The organism is Ectopseudomonas guguanensis (assembly GCF_900104265.1).
GTDB lineage: Bacteria > Pseudomonadota > Gammaproteobacteria > Pseudomonadales > Pseudomonadaceae > Aquipseudomonas > Aquipseudomonas guguanensis.
The window spans coordinates 244371-270921 of the sequence record NZ_FNJJ01000006.1; the positions used below are offsets into that span (position 1 = coordinate 244371).

The 26551-nt window shown below is 62.8% G+C and carries 21 protein-coding genes and 1 pseudogene; 6 read left to right on the forward strand and 16 right to left on the reverse strand.

Annotated features, from left to right (window positions below; genetic code table 11):
- Window positions 1-23: 23 nt before the first annotated feature.
- The 4 genes and pseudogenes from BLS61_RS11140 to ihfB form a co-directional block, all read right to left on the reverse strand.
- Window positions 24-1235 carry a glycosyltransferase family 4 protein gene (locus BLS61_RS11140; RefSeq protein ID WP_090430777.1) on the reverse strand — a complete coding sequence of 404 codons (1212 nt, stop codon included), beginning with the start codon at window positions 1233-1235 and terminating at the stop codon, window positions 24-26.
- A 349-nt stretch (window positions 1236-1584) separates the two neighbouring features.
- Window positions 1585-2565 (reverse strand): IS5 family transposase, encoded by a 981-nt coding sequence (locus BLS61_RS11145; protein ID WP_090430779.1) that lies wholly within the window; start codon window positions 2563-2565, stop codon window positions 1585-1587.
- Between the two features lie 54 nt (window positions 2566-2619).
- Window positions 2620-3756 (reverse strand): annotated as a pseudogene (locus BLS61_RS11150) (MBL fold metallo-hydrolase).
- A gap of 218 nt (window positions 3757-3974) precedes the next feature.
- Window positions 3975-4262, reverse strand: coding sequence for an integration host factor subunit beta (ihfB, locus tag BLS61_RS11155; protein ID WP_090430781.1), 288 nt, complete (start codon window positions 4260-4262; stop codon window positions 3975-3977).
- 432 nt (window positions 4263-4694) lie between these two features.
- Here ihfB and BLS61_RS11160 point away from each other — a divergent pair, with 432 nt between their 5' ends.
- Window positions 4695-5138 (forward strand): REP-associated tyrosine transposase, encoded by a 444-nt coding sequence (locus BLS61_RS11160; RefSeq protein ID WP_090430887.1) that lies wholly within the window; start codon window positions 4695-4697, stop codon window positions 5136-5138.
- 266 nt (window positions 5139-5404) lie between these two features.
- On the opposite strand, the gene rpsA is transcribed toward BLS61_RS11160, so the two are convergent.
- From rpsA to mtnA, 8 genes are all read right to left on the reverse strand, one after another.
- Window positions 5405-7087: a 30S ribosomal protein S1 gene (gene rpsA, locus BLS61_RS11165; protein ID WP_012018329.1), complete on the reverse strand. Its 1683-nt coding sequence runs from the start codon at window positions 7085-7087 to the stop codon at window positions 5405-5407.
- Between the two features lie 149 nt (window positions 7088-7236).
- A complete protein-coding gene (gene cmk / locus BLS61_RS11170; RefSeq protein WP_090430783.1) occupies window positions 7237-7902 on the reverse strand; it encodes a (d)CMP kinase in 666 nt (221 codons plus the stop codon).
- Complete coding sequence (locus tag BLS61_RS11175) at window positions 7899-10139, reverse strand: bifunctional prephenate dehydrogenase/3-phosphoshikimate 1-carboxyvinyltransferase (protein ID WP_090430785.1); 2241 nt, start codon at window positions 10137-10139, stop codon at window positions 7899-7901. The genes cmk and BLS61_RS11175 overlap by 4 nt, the downstream gene beginning before the upstream one ends.
- Window positions 10136-11245, reverse strand: a complete 1110-nt coding sequence (hisC, locus tag BLS61_RS11180; RefSeq protein WP_090430787.1) for a histidinol-phosphate transaminase — start codon at window positions 11243-11245, stop codon at window positions 10136-10138. Before hisC ends, BLS61_RS11175 begins: the two co-directional genes overlap by 4 nt.
- Window positions 11246-11341: 96 nt before the next feature.
- Window positions 11342-12436, reverse strand: a complete 1095-nt coding sequence (pheA, locus tag BLS61_RS11185; protein WP_003243546.1) for a prephenate dehydratase — start codon at window positions 12434-12436, stop codon at window positions 11342-11344.
- A 1-nt stretch (window position 12437) separates the two neighbouring features.
- Window positions 12438-13523 (reverse strand): 3-phosphoserine/phosphohydroxythreonine transaminase, encoded by a 1086-nt coding sequence (gene serC, locus BLS61_RS11190; RefSeq protein ID WP_090430789.1) that lies wholly within the window; start codon window positions 13521-13523, stop codon window positions 12438-12440.
- Between the two features lie 123 nt (window positions 13524-13646).
- Window positions 13647-16415 carry a DNA gyrase subunit A gene (gyrA, locus tag BLS61_RS11195; protein ID WP_090430791.1) on the reverse strand — a complete coding sequence of 923 codons (2769 nt, stop codon included), beginning with the start codon at window positions 16413-16415 and terminating at the stop codon, window positions 13647-13649.
- 487 nt (window positions 16416-16902) lie between these two features.
- Window positions 16903-17979, reverse strand: a complete 1077-nt coding sequence (gene mtnA / locus BLS61_RS11200) for an S-methyl-5-thioribose-1-phosphate isomerase (protein WP_090430793.1) — start codon at window positions 17977-17979, stop codon at window positions 16903-16905.
- A 225-nt stretch (window positions 17980-18204) separates the two neighbouring features.
- Between mtnA and BLS61_RS11205 the strand changes: the two genes are divergently transcribed.
- From BLS61_RS11205 to BLS61_RS11225, 5 genes are all read left to right on the forward strand, one after another.
- The gene (locus BLS61_RS11205; protein WP_090430795.1) at window positions 18205-19524 is read left to right on the forward strand and encodes a TRZ/ATZ family hydrolase; all 1320 of its coding nucleotides are present in this window, start codon (window positions 18205-18207) and stop codon (window positions 19522-19524) included.
- Window positions 19525-19807: 283 nt separating this feature from the next.
- On the forward strand, window positions 19808-20506 hold the full coding sequence (gene ubiG, locus BLS61_RS11210; protein ID WP_090430797.1) for a bifunctional 2-polyprenyl-6-hydroxyphenol methylase/3-demethylubiquinol 3-O-methyltransferase UbiG: 699 nt from the start codon (window positions 19808-19810) through the stop codon (window positions 20504-20506).
- 5 nt (window positions 20507-20511) lie between these two features.
- On the forward strand, window positions 20512-21183 hold the full coding sequence (gene mupP / locus BLS61_RS11215) for an N-acetylmuramic acid 6-phosphate phosphatase MupP (RefSeq protein ID WP_090430799.1): 672 nt from the start codon (window positions 20512-20514) through the stop codon (window positions 21181-21183).
- A gap of 71 nt (window positions 21184-21254) precedes the next feature.
- Complete coding sequence (locus BLS61_RS11220) at window positions 21255-21995, forward strand: YciK family oxidoreductase (RefSeq protein WP_090430801.1); 741 nt, start codon at window positions 21255-21257, stop codon at window positions 21993-21995.
- A gap of 240 nt (window positions 21996-22235) precedes the next feature.
- On the forward strand, window positions 22236-23162 hold the full coding sequence (locus BLS61_RS11225) for a GGDEF domain-containing protein (protein ID WP_090430803.1): 927 nt from the start codon (window positions 22236-22238) through the stop codon (window positions 23160-23162).
- Between the two features lie 114 nt (window positions 23163-23276).
- Here BLS61_RS11225 and rluB read toward each other — a convergent pair whose 3' ends face one another.
- The 4 genes from rluB to BLS61_RS11245 form a co-directional block, all read right to left on the reverse strand.
- Entirely contained in the window at window positions 23277-24434 is a 1158-nt protein-coding gene (gene rluB, locus BLS61_RS11230) for a 23S rRNA pseudouridine(2605) synthase RluB (protein WP_090430805.1), read from the reverse strand.
- Between the two features lie 215 nt (window positions 24435-24649).
- The gene (locus BLS61_RS11235; protein WP_090430806.1) at window positions 24650-24832 is read right to left on the reverse strand and encodes a DUF1289 domain-containing protein; all 183 of its coding nucleotides are present in this window, start codon (window positions 24830-24832) and stop codon (window positions 24650-24652) included.
- Window positions 24833-24926: 94 nt separating this feature from the next.
- On the reverse strand, window positions 24927-25724 hold the full coding sequence (scpB, locus tag BLS61_RS11240) for an SMC-Scp complex subunit ScpB (RefSeq protein ID WP_090430808.1): 798 nt from the start codon (window positions 25722-25724) through the stop codon (window positions 24927-24929).
- Window positions 25721-26545 (reverse strand): segregation and condensation protein A, encoded by an 825-nt coding sequence (locus tag BLS61_RS11245; protein ID WP_090430810.1) that lies wholly within the window; start codon window positions 26543-26545, stop codon window positions 25721-25723. The genes scpB and BLS61_RS11245 overlap by 4 nt, the downstream gene beginning before the upstream one ends.
- Window positions 26546-26551 lie beyond the last annotated feature (6 nt).

A 26551-nucleotide genomic window follows, 5' to 3' on the forward strand; every position in this document is an offset into this window, starting at 1 on the left:
CGTATTCAAACGCGACCTTGAATTCAAGCGTTTAGTAGCTCAACAAGCCGGCGCACCTGGCTGGTCATCTCGAAGTTGGCATCGAAATAGGCTCTCCCCGAAGTCCCCATAGCTTCTCGCTCGCTAGCATCCAGAGCTTTGAGCGAACAGATGTTGGCCACCAGCGGCAGCACCTGCTCGGCCGGCGAGGCCAGCCCGGCTTGCGCCTCGCAGACCACCCTGGCCCCCTCTCCATTCATGCAGGCCAGGATCGGCCGGCCGGCGGCCATATACGCCTGGATCTTACTGGGAATGGTCTGGGCGAATGCCGGCTCATCACTCAGCGAAACAAGCAAGGCCGAGGCACGCTCGAAGATCTGCGGCATGGCCTCCATAGGAAAACGTCCCGGCAGCACCAGGTTGTCCAGCCCCAGCGCCTGCTGCTGAGCCTTGAGCCAAGCCAGGCGGCTGCCGCTGCCTACCAGCACCAGACGGATACGCGGCTCATCGCGCAGGTGGACGGCTGCCTGCACCAGGGTATCGAGCGCCTGGGCAGTGCCCAGATTGCCGGCGAACACTACACAAAAGTGCTGTTCGAGCAATTCGAGCAGCTCGTCAGGCACCGGCAACACAGCCTTGCTGGTGCTGACGTCCATAGAATTGGGGTAGTACTGGATCTTCGCGCGGTCGGCATACTGCGCCACCGGCTCGACGAATGCCCGCGATTGCACTAGCAGGGTGTCGCACGGGCGGTAGATAGCACGCACCATCCAGCCCACCGCACGCAACAGGTACGGATTGCGCACGAAGCCGGTGGCCGACAGACTCTCCGGCCACTGATCCTGCACCCACAGGGCCAGCTTCGCCCTCTTCAGCCACTTGATCAGGATAGCCGGAATCGCTTGGGTGATCGGCGATGGAGCATATACCAGGATGGCGTCGAACTCGCGCCCCCGAAGCATCCACGGCAGACACATCAGACCACTGAATACAAAAGACAGATAATTGAGGATCAAACTCTTCGCACTACCCTGCCCGCGCGGCCACAGCGGCACCCGCAGCACCTCGATACGTCCCAGATAGTGCTCATGCTGGGTACCCGATGCGCGGTAGCCATCGAAGATCTTGCCGTCTGGATAGTTGGGCTTGCCGGTGGCGACCACCACCTCGTGCCCCTGCTCTTCGAGCGTGCGCACGATGTCGTTAATGATGAAGCTTTCCGGCCAGAAGTACTGGGATAACACAAGGACTCTCATGGACGATCAGTACCCATAAGAACCCTCCATCTGCTCCAGCGACGCAGAAGCCTGAATACTGAGTCGAAACCGGCCGAGATAGTTCATATTCGATTGTACCCTCAGCCCTCGCCCAGCAAGACAGCCTGCAAACACTGGTAGTAGCAACTCAGTTGTCACTCTTACACTCCATCACAAACTTCTCGGAATTACGATTTTTAGGGATGGTCTGAAGTAGCCATGTGTTTCCGGCTGACTTCAGCCCCTGCCGATTTTTGGAAAGCGGTGAATCGATCAAAAACGATCGGATCACCCGCTCATTTCAGTGCTTTCAGCCGTCGCGAGCACCTCGCGACGGCCATTTTCCGCATTACAAGCGCACCTCTCCTGCGCTTGCCAGCAAATGTCGGCGGGCCATCCACAGGTTTGACAGGGCGAACAGCGTCACCAGTTGTGCGGTGTTCTTCACCAGCCCCCGGAAACGCACCTTGGTGTAGCCGAACTGCCGCTTGATCACGCGAAATGAGTGCTCGACCTTGGCTCGCACCTGAGCCTTGGCCTTCTCGATCTTGCGCTTGGCCTTGTATAGCGCACTGCGCTTATCGAGCTTCTTGTAGGTGCTGCGGCGTGCCGCCACCTGCCAGATAACCTTCCGATCGGCATGCTCTGGACGCTTTTCAACGCCGGTGTAGCCCGCGTCCGTACAAGCCACGTTCTCGTCGCCATGCAGCAACTTGTCGACCTGAGTAACGTCCGCAACGTTGGCCGCCGTACCCACTACGCTGTGCACCAGTCCCGATTCGTCATCCACGCCGATATGCGCCTTCATGCTGAAGTAGTACTGGCTGCCCTTCTTGGTCTGGTGCATCTCTGGATCGCGCTTGCCGTCCTGGTTCTTGGTCGAGCTCGGCGCATGGATCAACGTGACATCGACAATGGTGCCCTGGCGCAGCGACAGACCACGGTCGCCCAGATAGCCATTGATCACCGCCAGAATCCCAGCCGCCAACTCGTGTTTCTCCAGCAGACGGCGGAAGTTGAGGATGGTGGTTTCGTCGGGAATGCGCTCCAGGCTCAAGCCGGCGAACTGGCGCAGGATGGTGGTCTCATACAGGGCTTCCTCCATCGCCGGGTCGCTGTAGCCGAACCAGTTCTGCATCAGATGTACGCGCAGCATCGCCATCAACGAATACACCGGGCGAACACCTTCACCCTTGGGGTAGTGCGGCTCAATCAAGGCAATCAAACCCTTCCAAGGCACCACCTGATCCATCTCGATCAAGAACAGCTCCTTGCGGGTCTGCTTGCGCTTGCCGGCATACTCGACGTCGGCGAAGGTCATCTGATTCATCGGGATACTCGGGCAACGGGATCGGCGTATTTCACCAGAAACCGGAAGTCTTCTTCAGAGTTTCCTTAGAGTCTTGCCAGCAGCGTCGTAGCGCTGCTGCAGAACCGTTGTAAATTGCTGCTTGGCTTCAAGCTCGCAATGTACGATACGAACCTCTGACGGCCAGTGATCTGCCTGGGCAGAATAACCGCCTATGGTATGCACCTGAGCACGAATGTCATAGCGCTGCCAGTCAAATTCCACATAGCCATTACGCGATCCAAAGCGCTGGATCTGTCGTCCGGGCGTACCGGCCGCCTGGTAACCGACGAACAGCACATCATGCCGCTCATCACTGAGCATTGCTTTGAGGTAGTTGACGATACGGCCACTTGAGCACATGCCGTTGCCAGCAATAACAATGGCCTCTGCGATGGATGATGTCTTCGAGTTCATAGAGCAGCTCTTGAGTGCGGCCAATGCTGAAGGCTGGGATCAACACCGTGCCCTGGTTGCTCAGCGCATGCTCGAGCACCCTCTCCAGACGCGCACGACGACTGCGGCGATCTTCATGCAGGCGGTCGCCGTAAGTGCTTTCGATGACCAGAACATCGGCTTCATATGGGGCTTGGCGCCGCGAGGATTGGCGCATGAGGAGCGCCCAGGTCGCCAGAGAACACGATACGTTTCTTCTCGCCCGTCTCGGGGTAGTGCAGATCAACCTCGACATAGGCCGAACCGAGGATGTGACCAGCGCGCTGTAGACGAATGCGAGCCTTGAGCTGTTTCGTGTCGATCAAGGTGAACCACTGCTTGTAGGGCAAGGCTACGATGCGCCGCTCGATCAGTTTGAGATAGCGCTCGACTTACTTCTGGTCGCGGCTGAAACCGAGCTTGAAGGCATCCTCGAGGACGATGGGTAGAAGCTTGGCCGATGGCTCACTGCAGAGGATCGGGCCTTTGAAGCCAGCCGCTAACAAATAGGGTATGCGACCCACGTGGTCGATATGGACATGAGTCGCGATCAGAGCCTTGATGCCATCCAAGGGGAATGCTAGTCGCTCAGAACCTGCTTGTCCCTCTGGAGAGGTTTCAGCCCCTTGAAAAAGGCCACAGTCCTAAAAGCCCGTGGCTCCTGTCCATCTGCAATTGATGGCAAGAGCCTGTCACGCCAGTGACGGCGCCATGATGAACAATGGAGGGATACCGCACGAGTCAATCCCTTAACACTGGCAAAACCTAAAGGGACTCAGCCCAATAGCGCGGGTAATGAATGGGGCACTGGGTTCTGACTAGGTGATCTGGATAAGCCTTGCCAGATGATGGCATTGTGAAATCCCGCACATTTTGCCGGTTTTTTACCATTTCGCAAGCGCGACAAAGATATGGCGGCGGATTAGGGCTCAACCGAAAGACCTTAAGGCCATAGGTCAGGATTCTTCCTCGTTGACTCGATCCCGCAACTCCTTGCCCGGCTTGAAATGCGGCACGAACTTGCCGTCCAGACGTACCGACTGGCCGGTTTTCGGGTTACGCCCAACGCGCGGCGCGCGGTAGTGCAGCGAAAAGCTGCCGAAGCCGCGAATCTCGATACGATCCCCCGTAGCCAATGCCTGGGACATTTGTTCCAGCATGGTCTTGATGGCCAGCTCGACATCCTTGGAGGACAGCTGACCTTGGTGGGTGACAATTCTTTCGATCAACTCCGACTTGGTCATGGTTTTCCCTTCTTTTTCAAGCGGCTAGAAGACTCGACGGTTCGGTTTTAGCACGCTGGTCAGCTTTTGAACAGCCCAAAAAACAAGGTGTTAGCGAGTTTTGCGGTTGGTTGTGGGAATGAGGGTCTTGTGTGGGAGATCTACCTCGAGGCGAAGCTTTTGGATGTTGCTTCGATATTGTGGGATGACTGCCATTCGCCGCGGGGCGCGGCTCCTACAGGAGCTGCGTCGTTGGGTGGATTGGTGCAGGAGCCCCGCCTCGGGGCGAAGCTGTTGGATATCGCTGGATGGCCGCTATTCGCCGCGGGGCCCGCGCCCTACAAGAGGAGCGTTGTTTTGCGGTTTGGTGTAGAAGGCCTGCTTCGGGGCGAAGCTTTCTTTGGCTCTGGCTCGGCCAAGCTGAACTGGCGAGCGCTAACGGAAGGGAATCCGATGACTGAGAAACGCTACGCCGCACATAAGCTTCGTGATGGACGCTGGTCCAGTAGCGGGCAAATCTATCTTGTCACCACCGTAACCAACGGTCGCATCCCTGTCTTTGCTGATTTCTCAGCGGCGCGCACGCTCATACGAGTCATTCGTCAGGACGAGCAGCTTGGATCACACCAAACGCTCTGCTTTGTCGTAATGCCTGATCATCTGCATTGGCTGTTGCAACTACAGAGTGAGGACTTGGCCCGCCTGGTAGGTAGGGTCAAATCCATTTCAGCCAAGCGCCTGGGTAGGCCTATATGGCAGAAGGGGTTCCATGATCATGCGTTGCGTCGGGAGGAGGATGTTCGAAGCGTGGCTAGATACGTGGTGGCAAATCCTTTAAGAGCTGGACTTGTGCAGCGCGTGGGTGACTATCCGCATTGGGATGCGGTGTGGATATGAGGGCGGTTGGGCATAGTTTTTGGGCATAGGCTTGGAATTGCTGGATGGCTACCATTCGCCGCGGGGCGCGGCTCCTACAGGGGGAGCGTTGTTTTTGTGGTTTAGCGTAGGAGCCCCGCCTCGGGGCGAAGCTTTGGGCTGTGCTCGGGATTGCGGGATGGCCGCCATTCGCTGCGGGGCGCAGCTCCTACAAGGGCGGCGTTAGGGGAAGGCGGAAATGAAAAAGGCGACCCGAAGGTCGCCTTTTTTTGATGAATCACCCGAACTTAGTTCTGGTTTTCCATCTGAGCACGGATCAGATCACCGATGGTGGTCGGACCGGTGCTTTCAACGTCTTGCTTGTTACGCAGTTCCTTCATCGCGTCCTTCTCGTCCTCGACGTCTTTCGACTTGATGGACAGGCTGATAACGCGGGACTTGCGGTCGACGCTGATGATCTTGGCTTCTACTTCGTCGCCTTCCTTCAGGACGTTGCGCGCGTCTTCAACGCGGTCACGGCTGATTTCGGAGGCTTTCAGGGTAGCTTCGATCTCGTTGCCCAGGTCGATGATGGCGCCCTTGGCATCTACTTCCTTCACAACGCCGCGGACGATGGTGCCCTTGTCGTTGAGGGAAACGTAGTTGCTGAACGGATCGTCTTCCAGCTGCTTGATGCCCAGGGAGATGCGCTCGCGCTCCGGGTCAACCGACAGGATGACGGTTTCCAGCTCGTCGCCCTTCTTGAAGCGACGCACGGCTTCCTCGCCGGCTTCGTTCCAGGAGATGTCGGACAGGTGAACCAGGCCGTCGATGCCGCCATCCAGACCAATGAAGATACCGAAATCGGTGATCGACTTGATGGTGCCGGAGATCTTGTCACCCTTGTTGAACTGACCGGAGAAGTCTTCCCACGGGTTGGTCTTGCACTGCTTGATACCCAGGGAGATACGACGACGCTCTTCGTCGATGTCCAGAACCATGACTTCCACTTCGTCGCCGACGTTGACGACCTTCGACGGGTGGATGTTCTTGTTGGTCCAGTCCATTTCGGAAACGTGCACCAGACCTTCGACGCCTTCTTCCAGCTCAGCGAAGCAGCCGTAGTCGGTCAGGTTGGTGACGCGCGCCATGACGCGGGTGTTTTCCGGGTAACGAGCCTTGATGGCAACCCACGGATCTTCGCCCAGCTGCTTCAGGCCCAGGGATACGCGGTTACGCTCGCGATCGTACTTCAGAACCTTGACGTCGATCTCGTCGCCAACGTTGACGATCTCGGACGGGTGCTTGATGCGCTTCCAGGCCATGTCGGTGATGTGCAGCAGGCCGTCTACGCCGCCCAGGTCAACGAACGCACCGTAGTCGGTGAGGTTCTTGACGATACCTTTGACTTGCTGGCCTTCCTGCAGGGATTCCAGCAGAGCTTCGCGCTCGGCGCTGTTCTCGGCTTCCAGGACGCTGCGACGGGAAACGACAACGTTGTTGCGCTTCTGGTCCAGTTTGATGACCTTGAATTCCAGCTCTTTGCCTTCCAGGTGAGTGGTATCACGCACCGGACGGACGTCGACCAGGGAACCCGGCAGGAACGCGCGGATGCCGTTGACGTCAACGGTGAAGCCGCCTTTGACCTTACCGTTGATAACGCCCTTGACCACTTCTTCAGCGTTGAACGCAGCTTCCAGAACCAGCCAGGATTCAGCGCGCTTGGCTTTCTCGCGGGACAGCTTGGTTTCACCGAAGCCATCTTCAACCGCGTCCAGCGCAACGTGGACTTCGTCACCGACCTTGATGGTCAGCTCGCCTTGTTCGTTGAAGAACTGGTCGAGCGGGATGACGCCCTCGGACTTCAGGCCGGCGTGGACGGTAACCCAGTCACCGTCGATGTCGACCACGATGCCGGTGATGATGGCGCCCGGCTGCATGTCGAGGGATTTCAGGCTTTCTTCAAAAAGTTCTGCAAAGCTTTCGCTCATGTTGATTCCTGTTGATCAAGGGCGGGGATTCGCCCAAACCACATTCCAGACAATGTGGGTTCGTTCATGTGAAAAGAGGCCTGCAGGACTAGGACTGGTCTCCCGCATGCCTCCTGGCGGATTCAGCGATTTAAGGCAATCGAGAATCCTTAACCGGCGAGATCGCGATCGGCGACCTCGCGCAGAATTCGTTCCAGCACCTGCTCGATGGACAGTTCGGTGGAATCCAGCAGGATTGCGTCGGCTGCCGGCTTGAGCGGAGCCACCGCGCGCTGGGTGTCGCGCTCGTCGCGCGCCCGTATCTCGTCGAGAAGACTCGCGAGATTAACATCATCGCCCTTTGCCTTCAACTGCAGGTAACGACGACGGGCACGCTCCTCGGCGCTGGCGGTGAGGAATACCTTGAGCGGCGCATCGGGAAATACCACGGTGCCCATGTCGCGGCCATCGGCTACCAGGCCCGGCGCCTCCTGGAAGGCGCGTTGCCGCTGTAGCAGCGCCTCACGCACTGCCGGCAGCGAGGCCACCATGGAAGCGCCGGCGCCAACCTGCTCGTTGCGGATTGCGTCGGTCACCTCCTCGCCTTCGAGCACGATGCGCTTGTCGATGAATTGCACATCGAGATGGGCCGCCAGCTGCTTGAGCGACTCCTCGTTGGTCAGGTCGATACCGTGGTTGCCGGCGGCGAAGGCCAGCAGGCGATAGAGGGCGCCGGAGTCGAGCAGATTCCAGCCCAGCTGCTTGGCCAGCAGCGCGCAGAGCGTGCCCTTGCCGGAGCCGCTCGGCCCGTCGACGGTGATGACCGGGGCGTTCATGCCTTGCCCTCTTCTGCTACCTGCATGCCAACCTCGGCCGCCAGGGCGAGGAAGTTGGGGAAGGAGGTGGCGACGTTGGCGCAGTCATGAATGCGGATCGGCGCGCTGGCGCGCAGCGAGGCGACGCTGAAGGACATGGCGATACGGTGGTCGCCATGGGCCCAGACCTCGCCACCGCCAATTGAACCACCCTCGATGATGATGCCGTCCGGGGTCGGCTCGGCCTTGACGCCCAGCGCGATCAGACCGTCGGCCATGACCTGGATGCGGTCGGACTCCTTGACCCGCAGTTCCTCGGCGCCGCGCAGCACGGTGCGGCCTTCGGCGCAGGCGGCGGCAACGAACAGCACCGGGAACTCATCGATGGCCAGAGGCACCAGGTCTTCGGGAATGTCGATGCCTTTCAGTTTGGCGCTACGCACGCGAATATCGGCCACCGGCTCACCGCCCACTTCACGCTGGTTTTCCAGGGTGATATCACCACCCATCAGCTTGAGGATATCGATCACCCCAGTGCGGGTCGGGTTGATGCCAACGTGCTCGAGCACCAGCTCGGAGCCTTCGGCGATGCTCGCCGCGACCAGGAAGAAGGCGGCCGAGGAAATATCGGCGGGCACTTCGATGCGCGTGGCGGTCAGCTTGTGGCCGGACTCGACGCTGGCGGTGCTGCCCTCCACGCTTACCGGGTAGCCGAAGCCACGCAACATACGCTCGGTATGGTCACGGGTCGGTGCCGGCTCGGTCACCGAGGTGCGGCCTGCAGCATACAGGCCGGCCAGCAGCAGGCAGGATTTGACCTGGGCGCTGGCCATCGGCATTTCGTAGTCCATGCCGGTCAGGCGCTGGCCGCCCTTGATGGTCAGCGGCGGACGACCTTCCGGGCCGGTCTCGATTACTGCGCCCATCTCGCGCAGCGGCTTGGCCACACGGTTCATCGGGCGCTTGGACAGCGAGGCATCGCCGGTCAGCACGGTGTCGAACGGCTGCGCAGCGAGCAGGCCGGAGAGCAGGCGCATGGAGGTGCCGGAGTTGCCCATGTACAGCGGGCCAGCCGGAGCCTTCAGGCCCTTGAGCCCAACACCGTGAATGGTCACGCGGCCGTGGTGCGGGCCTTCGATGACCACGCCCATGTCGCGGAACGCCTGCAGGGTGGCCAGGGCGTCCTCGCCTTCGAGGAAGCCTTCGACCTCGGTGGTGCCTTCGGCCAGCGAACCCAGCATGATCGAACGATGCGAGATGGATTTGTCACCGGGTACGCGGATACGTCCGGACAGGCTGCTACCGGGTTTTGCCAGGAAAATCAGATCGGTCGAGTGCATAGCGTCCACATAGGCCCTGCGGGCCAGAATTTTGCTGAAATGTTCGCGGGCAACGCGGGCGCGAGTGAACACGCCCAGGAGTTGATGCCCATCCCCGGCGTCGACCGCATCGCGCAAGGCGTCGAGGTCGTCGCGAAATGTATCCAGTGTGCGCAGCACCGCCTCGCGGTTGGCGAGGAAGATATCGTGCCACATCACCGGATCGCTGCCGGCGATCCGCGTGAAATCGCGGAAACCGCCAGCGGCATAGCGGAAAATCTCCAGGTTCTCGCTGCGTTTGGCCAACGAGTCGACCAGGGTAAAGGCCAACAGGTGTGGCAGGTGACTGGTGGCGGCGAGCACCTGGTCGTGGTGTTCCACCTCCATCGTCTCGACATCCGCACCCAGCTCGCGCCACAGGCTCTCCACCAACGCCATAGCGGCCGCGTCGCTGTGCTCGCTGGGGGTGAGAATCACCTTGTGGCGGCGGAACAGCCCGGCGTTCGCCGCCTCCACCCCGCTCTGCTCGGAGCCGGCAATCGGATGCCCCGGCACCAGTCGCACGGTTTTGCCGGCGAAGGCCAGGCGCGCGGCGCGCACCACGTTGCCCTTGGCACTACCGACATCGGTCAGCACGGCATCGCCCAAGTCGAGCTTGGCCAGTTCGGCCAGCAGCTTCTCCATGGCCAGGATAGGCACCGCCAGCTGGATCACCTCAGCCCCCTGACAGGCGGCCGCCAGATCGGTCTCGCAACGATCGACCACGCCCAACTGCACGGCCAGGCGGCGCGACTCGGCATCCAGATCGACGCCCACCACCTCACGACACAGACCGCGCTCACGCAGCCCCTTGGCGAAAGAGCCGCCGATCAGACCGAGACCGACCACCACCAGGCGGCCGATCTTAGGGGCGCTCGATTGCACTGCGGTGACAGTCACGCCGACAGCACCTTGGCCAGGGCCTCAAGGAAACGGGCGTTCTCGCGCGGCAGGCCGATGGATACGCGCAGGAAGTTGGGCATGCGGTAACCGGCCATCGGCCGCACGATCACCCCTTCACGCAGCAGCGCCTGATTGATCGCTGCGGTATCGCGACCGAAGTCGACGGCGATGAAGTTGCCTTTGCTGGGAATCCAGCTCAGATCCAGCGCGCGCAGGCCGTCCTGCAGCTGCTGCATGCCGGCGTCATTGAGGCGACGGCTCTCGGCCAGGTACTCGGCATCGGACAACGCGGCGCAGGCAGCGGCCAGGGCCAGGCTGTTGACGTTAAACGGCTGGCGCACGCGGTTGAGCACGTCGGCGATGGCCGGCGAGCTGATCGCGTAGCCCACGCGCAGCGCGGCCAGGCCATAGGCCTTGGAAAAGGTGCGCGAGACCAGCAGGTTGGGATGGCGCGCCAGATAATCCAGGCCATCGGGCAGTTCATCGCCTTCGGCGTATTCGATATAGGCCTCGTCCAGCACCACCAGCACCGACTCCGGCACCTTGGTCAGGAAAGCTTCCAGCGCGTCCGGACCGAACCAGGTGCCGGTCGGATTGTTGGGGTTGGCGATGAACACCACGCGCGTCTTGTCGTCGATGGCCGCCAGCATCGCGTCCAGATCGTGACCGTAGTCCCTGGCCGGCACCACCTTGCCCTGGGCGCCGACCGCCTGGGTGGCGATGGGATAGACGGCGAAGGCGTAATCGCTGAACACGGCGTTGAGGCCAGGCGCCAGGTAGGCGCGAGCGACAAGTTCGAGAATATCGTTGGAGCCATTGCCCAGGGTAACCTGAGCCGCGTCCACGCCATAACGCGCGGCCAGCGCGCTCTTGAGGGTGAAACCGTTGCCATCGGGATAGCGGGTCAGCTCGTCCAGCTCGGCACGGATCGCGGCCAGCGCCTTGGCGCTGGGGCCGAGCGGATTTTCGTTGCTGGCCAGCTTGACGATGCCGGCCGGGTCGAGCCCCAGTTCGCGGGCCAACTCATCGACTGGCTTGCCTGGTACGTAGGGGGACAGTTTTTGCACACCTGGCTGAGCCAGGGTCAGGAAATCGCAACTCATCACAAACCTCATTGTCTCGACCGGGTGCCACAGGCTTTTTAGGAGCGACTTCAGTCGCGAATATCTCGGCTAAAGCCGCTCCTACGAGGGCGCGGGTTACAACACCGCCTTCGGATATGACCCCAGCACCTTCAGCGCCACGGCCTCCTGGCCGATCTTCTCCAGCACGTCCTTGATCAGCGGGTCGCGGTGGTGGCCGACGAAGTCGATGAAGAACACGTAGGTCCACTTGCCACTGCGCGACGGCCGCGTCTCGATGCGGGTCAGGTCGATGCCGTTGTTGTGGAATGGCACCAGAAGCTCGTGCAGCGCGCCCGGCTTGTTGCGCATGGAGACGATGATCGAGGTCTTGTCGTCGCCGGTCGGCGGCACTTCCTGGCTGCCGATGATGAGAAAGCGCGTGGAGTTGTCCGGGCGATCCTCGATCTTTTCCGCCAGCTTGGTCAGGCCATACAGGTTGGCTGCCATGTCGCCGGCGATGGCCGCGCTATTCCACTCGCTCTTGACCCGCTTGGCGGCGTCGGCGTTGCTGGAAACCGCCACGCGCTCGACGTTCGGGTAGTGCGCGTCCAGCCACTTGCGGCACTGCGCCAGCGACTGGGCATGGGAATAGATACGGGTGATCTTGTCGGTCTTGGTGGTTTCGCCGACCAGCAGGTGATGGTGGATGCGCAGCTCGACTTCGCCGCAGATCACCATGTCGTGCTCGAGGAAGCTGTCGAGGGTGTGGTTGATCGCGCCCTCGGTGGAGTTCTCCACCGGCACCACGCCAAAGTTCACCGCACCGGCGGCCACTTCGCGGAACACCTCGTCGATGGCGGCCATCGGCACGCTGATCACGGCATGACCGAAGTGCTTCATCGCCGCAGCCTGGCTGAAGGTGCCCTCGGGGCCGAGGTAGGCGACCTTGAGCGGATTCTCCAGAGCCAGGCAGGAAGACATGATTTCGCGGAACAGCCGCGCCATTTCCTCATTGCCCAGCGGGCCCTTGTTGCGTTCCATGATGCGCTTGAGCACTTGGGCCTCGCGCTCGGGGCGATAGAACACCGGCGACTCGCCTTCCTTGAGCTCCTTCATCTTCACCCGCGCCACTTCTTCGGCGCAGCGCGCGCGGTCGCTGATCAGCTCGAGGATGCGCTCGTCGAGGTTGTCGATGCGCAGGCGCAGCGCCTGCAGCTCCTGTTCCGACATATCAGGCATGCTCCTTCTCGAACTCGGCCATGTAGGCCACCAGCGCCTCGACCGCATCCAGACCGACGGCGTTGTAGATGGAAGCGCGCATGCCGCCTACCGAGCGGTGGCCCTTGAGGTTGAGCAGGCCGCGCTCATCGGCGCCGGCGAGGAAGGCCTTGTCCAGCTTCTCGTCGGCCAGGCGGAACGGCACGTTCATCCAGGAACGGGCGTTGTGGGCGATGGGGTTGCTGTAGAAATCGCTGCTGTCGATGGCCTTGTACAGCAGGTCCTTCTTGGCGCGGTTGACGCGCTCCATGGCCTCGACGCCGCCCTGCTCCTTGAGCCACTGGAACACCAGGCCGGACAGGTACCAGGAATAGGTAGCCGGGGTGTTGTACATCGAGCCGTTGTCGGCCGAGATCTTGTAGTCGAGCATGGTCGGGCAGCTGGAGCGGGCACGACCGAGCAGGTCCTCGCGCACGATCACCACCACCAGGCCGCTGGGGCCGATGTTCTTCTGCGCACCGGCGTAGATCAGACCGAACTGCGAGGCGTCGATGGGGCGCGAGAGGATGTCCGAGGACATGTCCACCACCAGCGGGATGTCGCCAGTCTGCGGCACCCAGTCGAACTGCAGACCGCCAATGGTCTCGTTGCTGCAGTAATGCACGTAGGCGGCATTCTTCGACAGTTGCCAGTCGTTCTGCCCGGGAATGGCGAAGTAGTCGTAGGACTTGGCGCTGGCGGCGACATTGATGGCGCCGTAGCGACGAGCCTCCTCGATGGCCTTCTTCGACCAGATACCGGTCTCGACATAGTCGGCCACGCCGTCTTCGGGCAGCAGGTTGAGCGGGATCTCGGCGAACTGCTGGCTGGCGCCGCCCTGCAGGAACAGCACCTTGTAGTCGTTGGGCACGGCGAGCAGATCGCGCAGATCCTGCTCGGCCTGGCTGGCGATGGCCACGTACTCGTCGCTTCGATGGCTCATCTCCATCACCGAGAGGCCCTTGCCTTGCCAGTCGAGCATCTCGGCCTGGGCGCGTTGCAGTACAGCGGTCGGCAGCGCGGCGGGGCCGGCGCAGAAGTTAAAAGCTCGCTTGCTCACGTCTGTCTCTCTCAGATTGCCAGAACGCCACCACCAGACGATGGCATGTCCAAACTGTCACCATGTCTATGGGAGGCTTTAGCACGACAGTCGCGGCTAAAGCCCCTCCCACGGAGCCCGACTTTATTCCTCGCTGCCTTCCTCGGCGTCGACGATCGGCGCGTCGGCGCTGTCGGCGACTTCAGCGCCCTCCTCGCCCTCGACCAGTTCGTCCTCCTCCACCGGCGTTGGCTCCTGCACACGCTCCAGGCCGACCAGGGTCTCGTCCTTGGCCAGCTTGATCAGGGTCACGCCCTGAGTGTTACGGCCAGAGCTGGACACTTCGTCGACACGGGTACGCACCAGGGTGCCCTGGTCGGAAATCAGCATGATTTCCTCGCCGTCCTGTACCTGGATGGCGCCGACCAGCTTGCCGTTACGCTCACTGGTGACCATGGCGATGACGCCCTGACCGCCACGACCGCGACGGGGGAACTTGCCCAGCCCGGTGCGCTTGCCGAAGCCGCGCTCGGAGGCCGTGAGAATCTGCGCACCGGACTCGGGAATCAGCATGGAGATCAGGCGCTGATCCTTGCCCAGGCGCATGCCACGCACGCCGCGGGCGGTACGGCCCATGGTGCGCACCTTGCTCTCGGCGAAACGCAGTACCTTGCCGGCGTCGGAGAACAGCATGACTTCCTTGGCGCCGTCGGTGATGGCGGCGGCGATCAGGGTGTCGCCCTCTTCCAGCTTCAGGGCGATCAGGCCGGCGCTACGCGGACGGCTGAACTGCACCAGCGGGGTCTTCTTCACGGTACCGAACGCGGTGGCCATGAAGATGAAGGCGCCAGTCGGCTCGGCGACCAGCTCTGGGGTTTCGCCCTCGACCTCCTCGACTTCCTCGGCCTCGACCACTTCGGTGGCTTCGCCTTCGATCACCAGGCCTTCGTCGTCCAGGTCCTCGTCGGCCCCGGCGCTCTGCTGCAGGGCTTCCAGGTCGATCTGCAGCATGGCGGTGATGCGCTCACCCTCGTCCAGCGGCAGCAGGTTGACCAGCGGACGACCGCGGGCGGCACGCGAGGCCTCGGGAATCTCGAAGGTGCGCAGCCAGTAGACCTTGCCCTTGCTGGAGAACAGCAGCAGGGTCGCATGGCTGTTGGCCACCAGCAGGTGCTCGACGTAGTCCTCGTCCTTCACCCCGGTGGCGGACTTGCCCTTGCCACCGCGACGCTGCGCCTCGTAGGCGGCCAGCGGCTGGCTCTTGGCATAGCCACCGTGGGAGATGGTGACGACGCGCTCTTCCTCGGTGATCAGATCGGCGATGGTCAGGTCCTGACGCGAGGCGATGATCTCGGTGCGACGAGCGTCGCCGAACTCGGCCTTGACCTTCTCCAGCTCTTCGCGGATGACTTCCATCAGGCGCTCGGGGCTGGTCAGGATGCGGATCAGCTCACCGATCAGGCTGAGAATTTCCTGGTATTCGGCCAGCAGCTTCTCGTGCTCCAGACCGGTGAGGCGGTGCAGACGCAGTTCGAGGATGGCCTGAGCCTGCTCCGGCGACAGGTAGTACTTGCCATCGCGCAGGCCGTATTGCGGATCCAGCCCTTCCGGGCGGCAGGAGTCGGCGCCGGCGCGCTCGACCATGGCTTCGACCGCGCTGGATTCCCAGGCAGTGGCGATCAGACGCTCCTTGGCTTCGGCCGGCGTCGGCGAGGCCTTGATCAGCTCGATCACCGGGTCGATGTTGGACAGCGCCACCGCCTGACCTTCGAGGATGTGGCCGCGCTCGCGCGCCTTGCGCAGCTCGTAGACGGTACGCCGGGTCACCACTTCGCGGCGGTGACGGACGAACACTTCGAGCATATCCTTGAGGTTCATGGTCTTCGGCTGACCGTCGACCAGCGCCACGACGTTGATGCCGAACACGCTCTGCATCTGGGTCTGGGCGTACAGGTTGTTCAGCACCACGTCCGGCACTTCGCCGCGACGCAGCTCGATCACCACGCGCATACCGTCCTTGTCGGACTCGTCGCGCAGCTCGGTGATGCCTTCGATCTTCTTCTCTTTGACCAGCTCGGCGATCTTCTCGATCAGACGGGCCTTGTTCAGCTGGTAAGGCAGCTCGGTGACCACCAGCTGCTGGCGACCGCCGACCTTGTCGATGTCCTCGACCTCGACGCGAGCACGGATGTAGATGCGCCCGCGGCCGGTGCGGTAGGCCTCGATGATGCCGGCACGGCCGTTGATGATGCCCGCGGTGGGGAAATCGGGGCCGGGGATGTACTGCATCAGGTCATCGACGGTCAGGTCGGCGTTGTCGATCAGCGCCAGGCAGCCATCGATCACCTCGGAGAGGTTGTGCGGCGGGATGTTGGTGGCCATGCCCACGGCGATACCGGACGAGCCGTTGACCAAGAGGTTCGGCACCTTGGTCGGCATGACAGCCGGAATCTGCTCGGTACCGTCGTAGTTGGGCACCCAGTCGACGGTTTCCTTGTCCAGGTCGGCCAGCAGTTCATGGGCCAGCTTGGTCATGCGCACTTCGGTGTATCGCATGGCCGCGGCGTTGTCGCCGTCAACCGAACCGAAGTTGCCCTGGCCGTCGACCAGCAGGTAACGCAGGGAGAAGTCCTGAGCCATCCGCACGATGGTGTCGTACACCGCGGTGTCGCCGTGCGGGTGGTATTTACCGATCACGTCACCGACCACACGGGCCGATTTCTTGTAGGGCTTGTTCCAGTCGTTGCCCAACTCGCTCATGGCGTAGAGCACACGGCGGTGGACCGGCTTCAAGCCATCGCGCGCATCCGGCAGCGCACGCCCGACGATCACGCTCATCGCGTAGTCGAGGTAGGACTGTTTCAGCTCGTCTTCGATATTGACCGGGAGGATTTCTTTGGCCAGTTCGCCCATGAGAAGCCTGGTTCCTTTTTCTGGGTGAAACTCCGCGTCATTCTTCCTGGAACGCCATGGAGCACGTCGCGATAGCCTCAAGCCATCAGCGACTCACGACAAATCAACGAGTTATGTCACGATTCGATGCAGTGAGGGCGCCTGCAGTCAACGCCCTTGAAAACTGCCGGAGATTACCACAAAGCGTGCCGCACACCTACCCCGAGCACCCTCATGGAGAAGCGGAGCAAACGAGACGGAAAGAGGCGAAACGACCAACCTGCAGCAGCTGCCTCACGACCAGTGAAAGCAAAAGCTTCACCCCGGAGCTCCCATACCACACCATCGAACACCGCAATCTGTGTAGGAGCCGCGCCCCGCGGCGAATGGCGGCCATGGCACGATATCTGGCCCATGCCTCGAAGGTGGTAACCGCAGGAAAGCTGAAAGAGCGAAGGCTTCGCCCCGGGGCGGGACTCCTACGGGGAGCAAGCCGTGCTCGATCAGCTCAGTGCAGGCGCTTGCGGCACATCAGCTGCGCCAGCTTGGCAGCGTCAGGACGCTCGATCACACCCTTCTCGGTCACGATGTAGTCGACCAGATCTGCCGGCGTCACATCGAACACCGGATTGACCGCAGGCACATCGGCCGCCACCGGCTGCCCCGCCACTTCCAGCAGCTCGCTGCCGTCGCGTTCTTCGAGCAGGATGTCGTCGCCGCTTTCCAGACTCATGTCGATGGTCGAACTGGGCGCCACCACCATGAAGCGCACCCCGTGGTGCATGGCGTTGACCGCCAGCTGGTAGGTGCCGATCTTGTTGGCGACATCACCGTTTGCCGTGATCCGGTCGGCGCCGACTATCACCCAGGTGATGCCCTTGGTCTTCATCAGATGAGCGGCGGCGGCATCGACATTGAGACTGACCGGCACACCATCGCCGGCCAGCTCCCAGGCGGTCAGCCGCGCCCCCTGCAGCCAGGGCCGGGTTTCGTCGACGTAGACATGCTCGATCAACCCCTCCAGATGGGCGGCACGAATCACCCCAAGCGCGGTACCGAAACCACCGGTAGCCAGCGCTCCGGCATTGCAGTGGGTCAACACCACCTGCGGGTTGCCCTGGTGCTTGCGGATCAGCTCCATGCCCAGTTGCGCCATGGTCAGATTGGCCTCACGGTCACTGACATGAATGCCGACCGCCTCGGCCTCCAGCGACGCGAGGATGTCGTCGCCATCCTTGAGCCGCGCCAGGCGTTCGCGCATGCGCTGCAGCGCCCAGAACAGATTCACCGCCGTGGGCCGCGACTGCTCCAGACGGGCAAAATCCGCCTCCAGCGCCTCACGCCAGTCGCCACCAACCTGCAACCGGGCGCGAGCGCCCAGTACCAGACCGTAGGCAGCGGCGATACCGATGGCGGGAGCACCGCGCACCACCATGTCGCGAATCGCATCGGCCACCTCTGCAGCATCGTCGAAGCGCAGCCACACCTGCCGATGCGGCAGCAGGCGCTGATCGAGCAAGTGCAGCGCACCATCGCGCCACTCGATTGCCTGAACCTTCTCCACCGCCAGCAATTGCTCGCGCATCGCGCACTCCATCCTTAACAGCCAAAAAATCGCGGATTATACCTAGGGCCTGCTCCCGTTTCATCGCGAGCCGCGTTGCTGCGCGGCCGCGAATCAAATGGGAACAGACCCTAACCAGCAGACTCCAGCCGAACAATCCAGCACGCCGCCACGGCTTCAAGCTACGCGCGTTCACCTATACACTGGCGACCTTCCTTGCACCGATCAAGCCAAACGGACGATCCCATGCCCGAAGCCCCTCTCGACCTGTTGCTGCTGCCCACCTGGCTGGTGCCCGTGGAGCCGGCCGGGGTCGTGCTGCGCGATCATGGCCTGGGCATTCGCGACGGGCGCATCGCCCTGATCGCACCGCGCGCCGAGGCGCTGCGCCACCCGGTCAAGGAAATGCGCGAACTGCCTCAGTGCCTGCTCGCCCCCGGGCTGATCAACGCCCACGGCCACGCCGCCATGACCCTGTTGCGCGGTATCGCCGACGACCTGCCGCTGATGACCTGGCTGCATGAGCACATCTGGCCCGCCGAGGGCAAGTGGGTCGACGAGGATTTCGTTCGCGACGGCACCGACCTGGCCATCGCCGAGCAGATCAAGGGCGGCGTCAGCTGCTTCTCGGACATGTATTTCTACCCGCAGACCGCCGCCGAGTGCGTGCACAACGCCGGTGTGCGCGCCCAGATCACCGTCCCGGTACTGGACTTCCCGGTGCCCGGCGCCCTCAACGCTGCCGAGGCGCTGCGCAAGGGCCTGCAGCTGTTCGATGACCTCAAGCAGCACCCGCGCATCCGCATCGCCTTTGGCCCCCACGCGCCCTACACAGTCAGCGACGACAAGCTGGAACAGATCCGCGTGCTGGCTGACGAGCTGGATGCCGGCATTCATATGCACGTGCACGAAACCGCCCAGGAAGTCGCCGAGGCCGTCAGCAAGCACGGCGAGCGCCCGCTGGCGCGCCTGGCTCGCCTCGGCCTGCTTGGTCCGCGCTTCCAGGCGGTGCACATGACGCAGATCGATGACGAGGATTTGGCCCTGCTGGTGGAGCACAACTGCAGCATCGTGCATTGCCCCGAATCCAACCTGAAACTGGCCAGCGGCTTCTGCCCGGTCGAGCGCCTGTGGCAGGCCGGGGTCAACGTCGCCATCGGCACCGACGGCGCGGCGAGCAACAATGACCTCGACCTGCTCGGCGAAACCCGCACCGCCGCCTTGCTGGCCAAGGCCGTCGCCGGCTCAGCCACCGCACTCAATGCCCACAGCGCCTTGCGCATGGCCACCCTCAATGGTGCCCGCGCATTGGGCCTGGAGAGCCAGACCGGCTCGCTGGAGCTGGGCAAGCTGGCCGACGTGGTCGCCTTCGATCTTTCCGGCCTGGCCCAGCAACCGATCTATGACCCGGTATCGCAACTGATCTACGCCAGTGGCCGCGACTGCGTGAAGCACCTCTGGGTCGGCGGCAAACAGCTGCTGGATGAGGGCCGCCTGACGCGCATGGACGAAGGCGAGCTGATCGCCAGGGCCAGGGAGTGGGGAGCCAGGATAGCCAGCAAGTAACATGGCTTTTCCTCCTCTCTCCCGCTTGCGGGAGAGGGGTCGGGGTAGAGGCCTGCCAGGTAACACCGAGCTGCACGCCTGACCCTCTCCCATAAATGGGAGAGGGGGGGGCAGACCGAGCATGAACGAAATAAATGAGCAGCCGATAAACCTTGGGCGCAACAACATTCACAAGCGACTGCGACAAACTGACATACATTGAACGATCCCGAGCCGTCCCATGCCGGCGCCGAAACTGGCAACATGACGGCAATACGCTTTCCCTGCTTTGAAAGAGATGCTTATGAGCAACGTCGACCGCGCCGAAATCGCCAAATTCGAGGCCCTGGCACACCGCTGGTGGGACCGCGAAAGCGAGTTCAAACCCCTGCACGACATCAACCCGCTGCGGGTCAACTGGATCGACGAGCGCGTCGGCCTGGCCGGCAAGCGCGTACTCGACGTCGGTTGTGGCGGCGGCATCCTCAGCGAGGCCATGGCCCAGCGCGGCGCCACGGTGACGGGCATCGACATGGGTGAAGCGCCGCTGTCGGTCGCGCAGCTGCATCAGCTGGAATCCGGGGTCGAGGTCGAGTACCGGCAGATCACCGCCGAAGCCCTGGCCGAGGAGATGCCCGGCCAGTTCGATGTGGTCACCTGCCTGGAAATGCTCGAGCACGTACCCGATCCATCCTCGGTGATCCGCGCCTGCCACAGGCTGGTCAAGCCCGGCGGCCAGGTGTTCTTCTCCACCATCAACCGCAATCCGAAGTCCTACCTGTTCGCGGTGATCGGCGCCGAGTACATCCTGCGCCTGCTGCCGCGCGGCACCCACGACTTCAAGAAGTTCATCCGCCCGTCCGAGCTGGGCGCCTGGAGCCGCGCGGCTGGCCTCGAGGTCAAGGACATCATCGGCCTGACCTACAACCCACTGACCAAGCACTACAAGCTGGCGGCCGACGTCGACGTCAACTACATGATCCAGACGCTGCGCAAGGAGTGAGACGCATGCGTTTGAAAGCAGTTCTTTTCGACATGGATGGCACCCTGCTCGACTCGGCGCCGGATTTCATCGCCATTACCCAGGCCATGCGCGCTGCCCGCGGCCTGCCGCCACTGGCAGACAAGGCCATTCGCGATCAGGTGTCGGGCGGCGCGCGCGCCATGGTCGCCTGCGCATTCGATGAAGCCCCGGACTCGGCCGCCTTCGAAGCCCTGCGCCAGGAGTTTCTCGAGCGCTACCAGGCGCATTGCGCGGTACTGACTCGCCCCTTCGACGGCATCGAAGCGCTGCTCGCCGACATCGAGCAGGCGCGCCTGCCATGGGGCGTGGCCACCAACAAGCCGGTGCGCTACGCCGAGCCGATCATGCAGCGCCTGAATCTGGCCGAGCGCTCGGCCGTGCTGGTCTGCCCGGATCATGTCGAGCACAGCAAACCCGCACCGGACATGCTGCTGCTGGCTTGCGAGAAGATCGGCGTACAGCCGCAAGAGGTGCTGTTCATCGGCGACGACGAGCGTGACATCGAAGCCGGCCGCGCCGCCGGTTGCCGCACCGCGGCGGTCACCTACGGCTATATCCACCCCGAAGACAATCCGCGCAACTGGGGCGCCGACGTGGTGGTGGATCACCCGCTGGAGCTGCGCGCCGTCCTCGACCGAGCCTTGTGCAGCTGCTGAATCGCCGGCTCGAACGCCTTATGGCGGGTTTGCACCCGCCCTACACCCAAAGTTTTGCGAAGGATCCTCACATGTTCGACTACAGCGCCCGCCCCGACCTGCTCAAGGATCGGGTGATCCTGATAACCGGTGCCGGCCGCGGCATCGGCGCCGCTGCCGCCAAGAGCTTCGCCGCCCACGGCGCCACCGTGCTGCTGCTGGGCAAGACCGAGGCCAACCTGAGCCAGGTCTACGACGAGATCGAAGCGGCCGGCCATCCACAGCCGGTGGTGATCCCCTTCAACCTGGAAACCGCCCTGCCGCACCAGTACGACGAGCTGGCGGTGATGATCGAGAACGAATTCGGCCGCCTCGACGGCCTGCTGCACAACGCCTCGATCCTCGGCCCGCGCACGCCGCTGGAGCAGCTATCCGGCGATAACTTCATGCGCGTGATGCACGTCAACGTCAACGCCATGTTCATGCTCAGCAGCACCCTGTTGCCGCTGCTCAAGCTGTCGCAGGACGCCTCGGTGGTTTTCACCTCCAGCAGCGTCGGGCGCAAGGGCCGGGCCTACTGGGGCGCCTACGCGGTATCCAAGTTCGCCACCGAAGGCCTGATGCAGGTGATGGCGGACGAGCTGGACGGTATCAGTAACGTGCGCGCCAACAGCATCAACCCGGGCGCCACCCGCACCGCCATGCGCGCCCAGGCCTACCCCGGCGAGAATCCGGCCACCCGCCCGCTACCGGAAGAGATCATGCCCGCCTACCTCTACCTGATGGGGCCGGACAGCAAGGGCGTCAACGGCCAGGCGCTGAACGCCCAGTGAACGCATGCCATGGCCTGCCACTACCGGCGGGCCATGGCGCGACAGAAATCCGCCACGCCCCTTGCCATGCGGCAGCACATTGCCACCACTGGCGCCAAGCAACCGGCAAACGCTTGCCGAATAGCGCCGCCAATATTCGCTAAGTGACTGAATTCACAAGAATTTATACTCGCCTGAACCACTTGGCATGGAATTCGCTCTAACCCTCTTGTCGCACCATCGCGCCAGAGGTTCAGCTCCATGGTTCCCCCCAGCCAGTCCAACACCATCGATTTCGACGCAGCCAAGCTGCAGCGTCTCGGCTTCACCAGTAGCCGCAACCTGCCGCTCAAGCCCGCCAGCCTGGCCGAGCTGCGCCACCACCTGAGCCTGCAATTGCAGACCAGCCTGGACGCGGAGCGCATCCTCAATCTGTTTTTCCGCGAAGTGCAGCGCCTGGTGCCGCTCGATGCCCTGGCTTTCCAGCAACCCTCGCATGACCTGCGCCTGGAGCTGGGCGAACGCGCACCGCACTCGGCCGGCTACCGTCTCAGCCATGAAGGGGAATACCTGGGCGAGCTGATCTTCCGGCGCAGGCAGCGCTTCACCGAGGACGAACTGATTCAGCTCGAATCGCTACTGGCCAGCCTGCTGTTCCCGCTGCGCAACGCCCTGCTCTACCGCACCGCGCTGCAGAGTGCACTGCGTGACCCGCTGACCGATACCGGCAACCGCATCGCCATGGATCAGGTGCTGCAGCGCGAGGTGGATCTGGCCCGCCGCAATCTGCAGCCACTGTCGCTGCTGATGCTCGACATCGATCACTTCAAGACCATCAACGACAGCCATGGCCATGCACTCGGCGACCAGGTACTGAAAGCGGTCGCCCAGACCCTGAAGAACCAGCTGCGCAATATCGACATGGTCTTCCGCTACGGCGGTGAGGAGTTCCTGGTGATTCTTTCCGGCACCAACCGCGAGGGGGCGGCGCTGGTCGGGGAGCGCCTGCGCTTCGCGGTACTGGAGTTGCAATGCCTGGATGCCGGACGGCCAATCGAGGTATCGATCAGCCTGGGCTGTGCCAGCCTGCTGCCGGGCGAATCTGCCGAAAGCCTGCTGCGCCGCGCCGATAACGCGCTTTACGTGGCCAAGCGCGAGGGCCGCAACCGCCTGTCGATGGCCGGCTGAGAGGCCGCTCCGCATAGCCCGGATGAAATCCGGGAATGCTCCGAAGGCACGGGTTCAAGCCAACTTCGGGACACGGAATGGAAAAAGGGACTCCGCGGAGTCCCTTTTCGTTTATCAGCGCTTGCGGCCAAAGCCCGGGCGTTGGCCATCACCCGATGGAGGACGCTTACCGGGCGTTGCCGGGCGCGGCTTGCGTGCCGGACGCTCGGACAACTCGACGGCCGGTCGCGGCTGACGCTTCTTCACATCGCTCGGGCGCTCCGCTACCGGCGTGCCACGAACGTTTTCACGACGCTCGCCGCTGTCCTTGCGCGGGCCACGCGGCGCGCGCTGCTCGCCATCCTCACGGCGCGGCGCACGGCTCGGGCGGACGCCCTCGGCAGCCGCCTCGTCCTTGGCCGGACGCAATACGCGCTTGCCACGCACCTCGACCGGCTTGGCCGACTTGCGCTGCAGACGATCGAGCTTGTCGCGGGTCTTTTCCTTCATCGCCGGCAGCGCTTGCGGAGCCAGACCGACTTCGGCACTGAGAATGTCCACTTCGCGCTGGTCCATCTCGCGCCAGCGGCCCATGGTCAACTCGGAAGTCAGGAACACCGGACCGAAGCGCACGCGCTTCAGGCGGCTGACCACCAGGCCCTGGGACTCCCACAGGCGACGCACTTCGCGGTTACGCCCCTCCATCACCACGCAGTGATACCAGTGGTTGAAACCCTCGCCACCGGGCGCTTCCTTGATGTCGGTGAACTTGGCCGGACCATCCTCGAGCATGACGCCGGTCTTGAGGTTCTCCAGCATCTCCTCGGTGACCTCGCCACGTACACGCACAGCGTATTCGCGGTCCATCTGATAGGACGGGTGCATCAGGCGGTTGGCCAGTTCACCGTCAGTGGTGAACAGCAGCAGACCGGTGGTGTTGATATCGAGACGCCCGATGTTGATCCAGCGGCCCTCTTTCGGGCGCGGCAGGCGATCGAATACGGTGGGACGGCCTTCCGGGTCGTCACGGGTGCAGATCTCGCCGTCCGGCTTGTTGTAGATCAGCACGCGGCGAACCGAGCCGGTGATCTCTTCACGCTTGAGCAGGCGGCCATCGAGAGCGATGGCATCGTTGGCGTCGACACGCTGGCCCAGGGTCGCGGCAGCGCCGTTGACCTTGACTCGACCTTCGGCGATCCAGGTCTCTATCTCGCGACGCGAGGCCAGCCCGAGACGGGCCAGGACTTTCTGCAGTTTCTCGCCTGCAGGACGCGGTTGTTCGTGCTCAGTCATCTTGGGCACCTCCCGGTGTAGTAATGGATGATCGAAGGGCGCGCATCATACGCACTGCGAAGTAGATAGGGTAGATGATGCTGCGGCGATCGAACCAAGAACACGACACTGAAGGGTAGGAGCCCCGCCCCGGGGCGAAGCCTTTGCGAATAGGCCAAGTATTATCGACGCCCTGCCATTCGCCGCGAGGCGCGGCTCCTGCACCGGATATGCGGTCAATGCCTGCGCCGCCCGGTGGCCTCCAGCGCCAGCAAGCGCATGTCGGCCTGGGCCAGCAGGGCCAGGCGTTCGTGCTTGTCCAGGCGCTTCCAGCCCTTGATCTCCTGACGGCTGCGGCCGCACCCCAGGCAGATGTCCTTTTCGAATTCACAGACCTTGATGCAGGGATTCTTGCTCATTGGATCTCCAGACAGGAAGGATCGACTGCGCGAAGAATAAAGGCCTGAACCAGGCAGGAGAGATTGAAGGATTCGATACCCGGCTTAAAGCCTGTCAATGCAACGGTTCGTCGTCATCGAGGTCAGCCAGATCGCCTTCGACCACCGCCCCCTCGCCTTCATCAGCCAGGCGCAGGTCATCGAAGTCGGTCTTGAGCCCCTGCTCCATGCTGTCCAGTTCGGCCAGCAGACTACGGAAGCTGGTTTCTTCACGCGGCTCGGCGGCCTCGCCCTCCTCCTGCACGGCAAGATCGGCTCGCGCCTGCAGGCCTGCGGGGACTTCGGCGTCGTCATCCAGCGCCAGTTCCGGCTCTGGCTCGAGCTCGCGCAGGGCGGCAAGCGGCGGCAGCTCGTCGAGACTCTTCAGATTGAAGTGATCGAGAAAGCCCTTGGTGGTGGCGAACATCACCGGCCGCCCCGGCACGTCGCGATAGCCCACCACGCGAATCCACTCTCGCTCGAGCAGGGTCTTGGTGATGTTGCTGTTGACCGCCACGCCGCGCACGTCCTCGATCTCGCCGCGGGTGATGGGCTGGCGATAGGCGATCAGCGCCAATGTCTCCAGCAGCGCACGGGAATAGCGCTGCGGACGCTCTTCCCAGAGCCGGCCGACCCAGGGAGCGAAGCGCTCACGCACCTGCAGGCGATAGCCCGAAGCGACTTCCTTGAGCTCGAAAGCGCGGCCCTCGCAGGACTGACGCAGGATTTCCAGCGCCGCCTTGAACTGCTCGGGCTCCGGCCGCTCGCCCTCCTCGAACAGTTCGAAGAGGCGCTCGAGCGACTGCGCCTTGCCGGAAGCCAGCAGAAAGGCTTCAAGCAACTGGGCCAGGTCTTTGGGGTCGTTCAGGTTCATTCGGCACGGGCTCGGACGTGAATGGCGGCGAAGGGCTCATTCTGCACCAGCTCCACCAGGGATTCCTTGATCAATTCGAGTACCGCCATAAAGGTCACCACCACGCCAAGTCGGCCCTCCTCGGCCGCGAAGAGTTCGACGAAAGGCACGAAAGCCCCGCCCTTGAGGCGCTCCAGCACTTCGCTCATGCGCTCGCGGGTAGACAATGCCTCGCGGGTTACCTGGTGGCTTTCGAACATGTCGGCGCGGCGCAGCACCTCGGCCATCGACAGCAGCACCTCTTCCAGGCTCACGTCCGGCAGCAACTTGCGCGCGCGGGCTTCGGGGGCGTCGAGCCTGGGCACGGTCACGTCGCGGCCGACGCGCGGCAGTTCGTCGATATTTTCGGCTGCGGCCTTGAAGCGCTCGTACTCCTGCAGGCGGCGGATCAGCTCGGCACGTGGATCGTCCTCTTCCTCCTCGGCTTCTGCCGAGCGCGGCAACAGCATGCGTGACTTGATCTCGGCGAGCATGGCGGCCATGACCAGGTATTCGGCGGCCAGCTCCAGACGCACCGATTTCATCAGCTCGACATAGCCCATGTACTGCTTGGTGATCTCGGCCACCGGGATATCGAGGATGTCGATGTTCTGCTTGCGGATCAGATAAAGCAGCAGGTCCAGTGGCCCCTCGAAGGCTTCGAGGAAGACTTCCAGAGCATCCGGGGGGATGTACAGGTCCAGCGGCAGCTCGGTGACCGCCTCGCCATAGACCAGGGCGAACGGCAGCTCCTGCTGGGCGCCAGCCTGGCTGTCGGGGGTGGGCGTGACGGGTTCGGTCATCGGCTG

Excerpts from the sequence above, each read along its gene's own strand:
- pheA (WP_003243546.1), bottom strand. The coding sequence starts at position 12,436 with ATGTCGGAACAGGAGCTGCAGGCGCTGCGCCTGCGCATCGACAACCTC.
- rpsA (WP_012018329.1), bottom strand. The coding sequence starts at position 7,087 with ATGAGCGAAAGCTTTGCAGAACTTTTTGAAGAAAGCCTGAAATCCCTC.
- mtnA (WP_090430793.1), bottom strand. The coding sequence starts at position 17,979 with ATGCGCGAGCAATTGCTGGCGGTGGAGAAGGTTCAGGCAATCGAGTGG.
- rluB (WP_090430805.1), bottom strand. The coding sequence starts at position 24,434 with ATGACTGAGCACGAACAACCGCGTCCTGCAGGCGAGAAACTGCAGAAA.
- ihfB (WP_090430781.1), bottom strand. The coding sequence starts at position 4,262 with ATGACCAAGTCGGAGTTGATCGAAAGAATTGTCACCCACCAAGGTCAG.
- BLS61_RS11235 (WP_090430806.1), bottom strand. The coding sequence starts at position 24,832 with ATGAGCAAGAATCCCTGCATCAAGGTCTGTGAATTCGAAAAGGACATC.
- hisC (WP_090430787.1), bottom strand. The coding sequence starts at position 11,245 with ATGAGTTGCGATTTCCTGACCCTGGCTCAGCCAGGTGTGCAAAAACTG.
- BLS61_RS11140 (WP_090430777.1), bottom strand. The coding sequence starts at position 1,235 with ATGAGAGTCCTTGTGTTATCCCAGTACTTCTGGCCGGAAAGCTTCATC.
- BLS61_RS11160 (WP_090430887.1), top strand. The coding sequence starts at position 4,695 with ATGACTGAGAAACGCTACGCCGCACATAAGCTTCGTGATGGACGCTGG.
- BLS61_RS11245 (WP_090430810.1), bottom strand. The coding sequence starts at position 26,545 with ATGACCGAACCCGTCACGCCCACCCCCGACAGCCAGGCTGGCGCCCAG.
- cmk (WP_090430783.1), bottom strand. The coding sequence starts at position 7,902 with ATGAACGCCCCGGTCATCACCGTCGACGGGCCGAGCGGCTCCGGCAAG.
- scpB (WP_090430808.1), bottom strand. The coding sequence starts at position 25,724 with ATGAACCTGAACGACCCCAAAGACCTGGCCCAGTTGCTTGAAGCCTTT.
- ubiG (WP_090430797.1), top strand. The coding sequence starts at position 19,808 with ATGAGCAACGTCGACCGCGCCGAAATCGCCAAATTCGAGGCCCTGGCA.
- BLS61_RS11205 (WP_090430795.1), top strand. The coding sequence starts at position 18,205 with ATGCCCGAAGCCCCTCTCGACCTGTTGCTGCTGCCCACCTGGCTGGTG.
- BLS61_RS11220 (WP_090430801.1), top strand. The coding sequence starts at position 21,255 with ATGTTCGACTACAGCGCCCGCCCCGACCTGCTCAAGGATCGGGTGATC.
- gyrA (WP_090430791.1), bottom strand. The coding sequence starts at position 16,415 with ATGGGCGAACTGGCCAAAGAAATCCTCCCGGTCAATATCGAAGACGAG.
- mupP (WP_090430799.1), top strand. The coding sequence starts at position 20,512 with ATGCGTTTGAAAGCAGTTCTTTTCGACATGGATGGCACCCTGCTCGAC.
- BLS61_RS11145 (WP_090430779.1), bottom strand. The coding sequence starts at position 2,565 with ATGAATCAGATGACCTTCGCCGACGTCGAGTATGCCGGCAAGCGCAAG.
- BLS61_RS11225 (WP_090430803.1), top strand. The coding sequence starts at position 22,236 with ATGGTTCCCCCCAGCCAGTCCAACACCATCGATTTCGACGCAGCCAAG.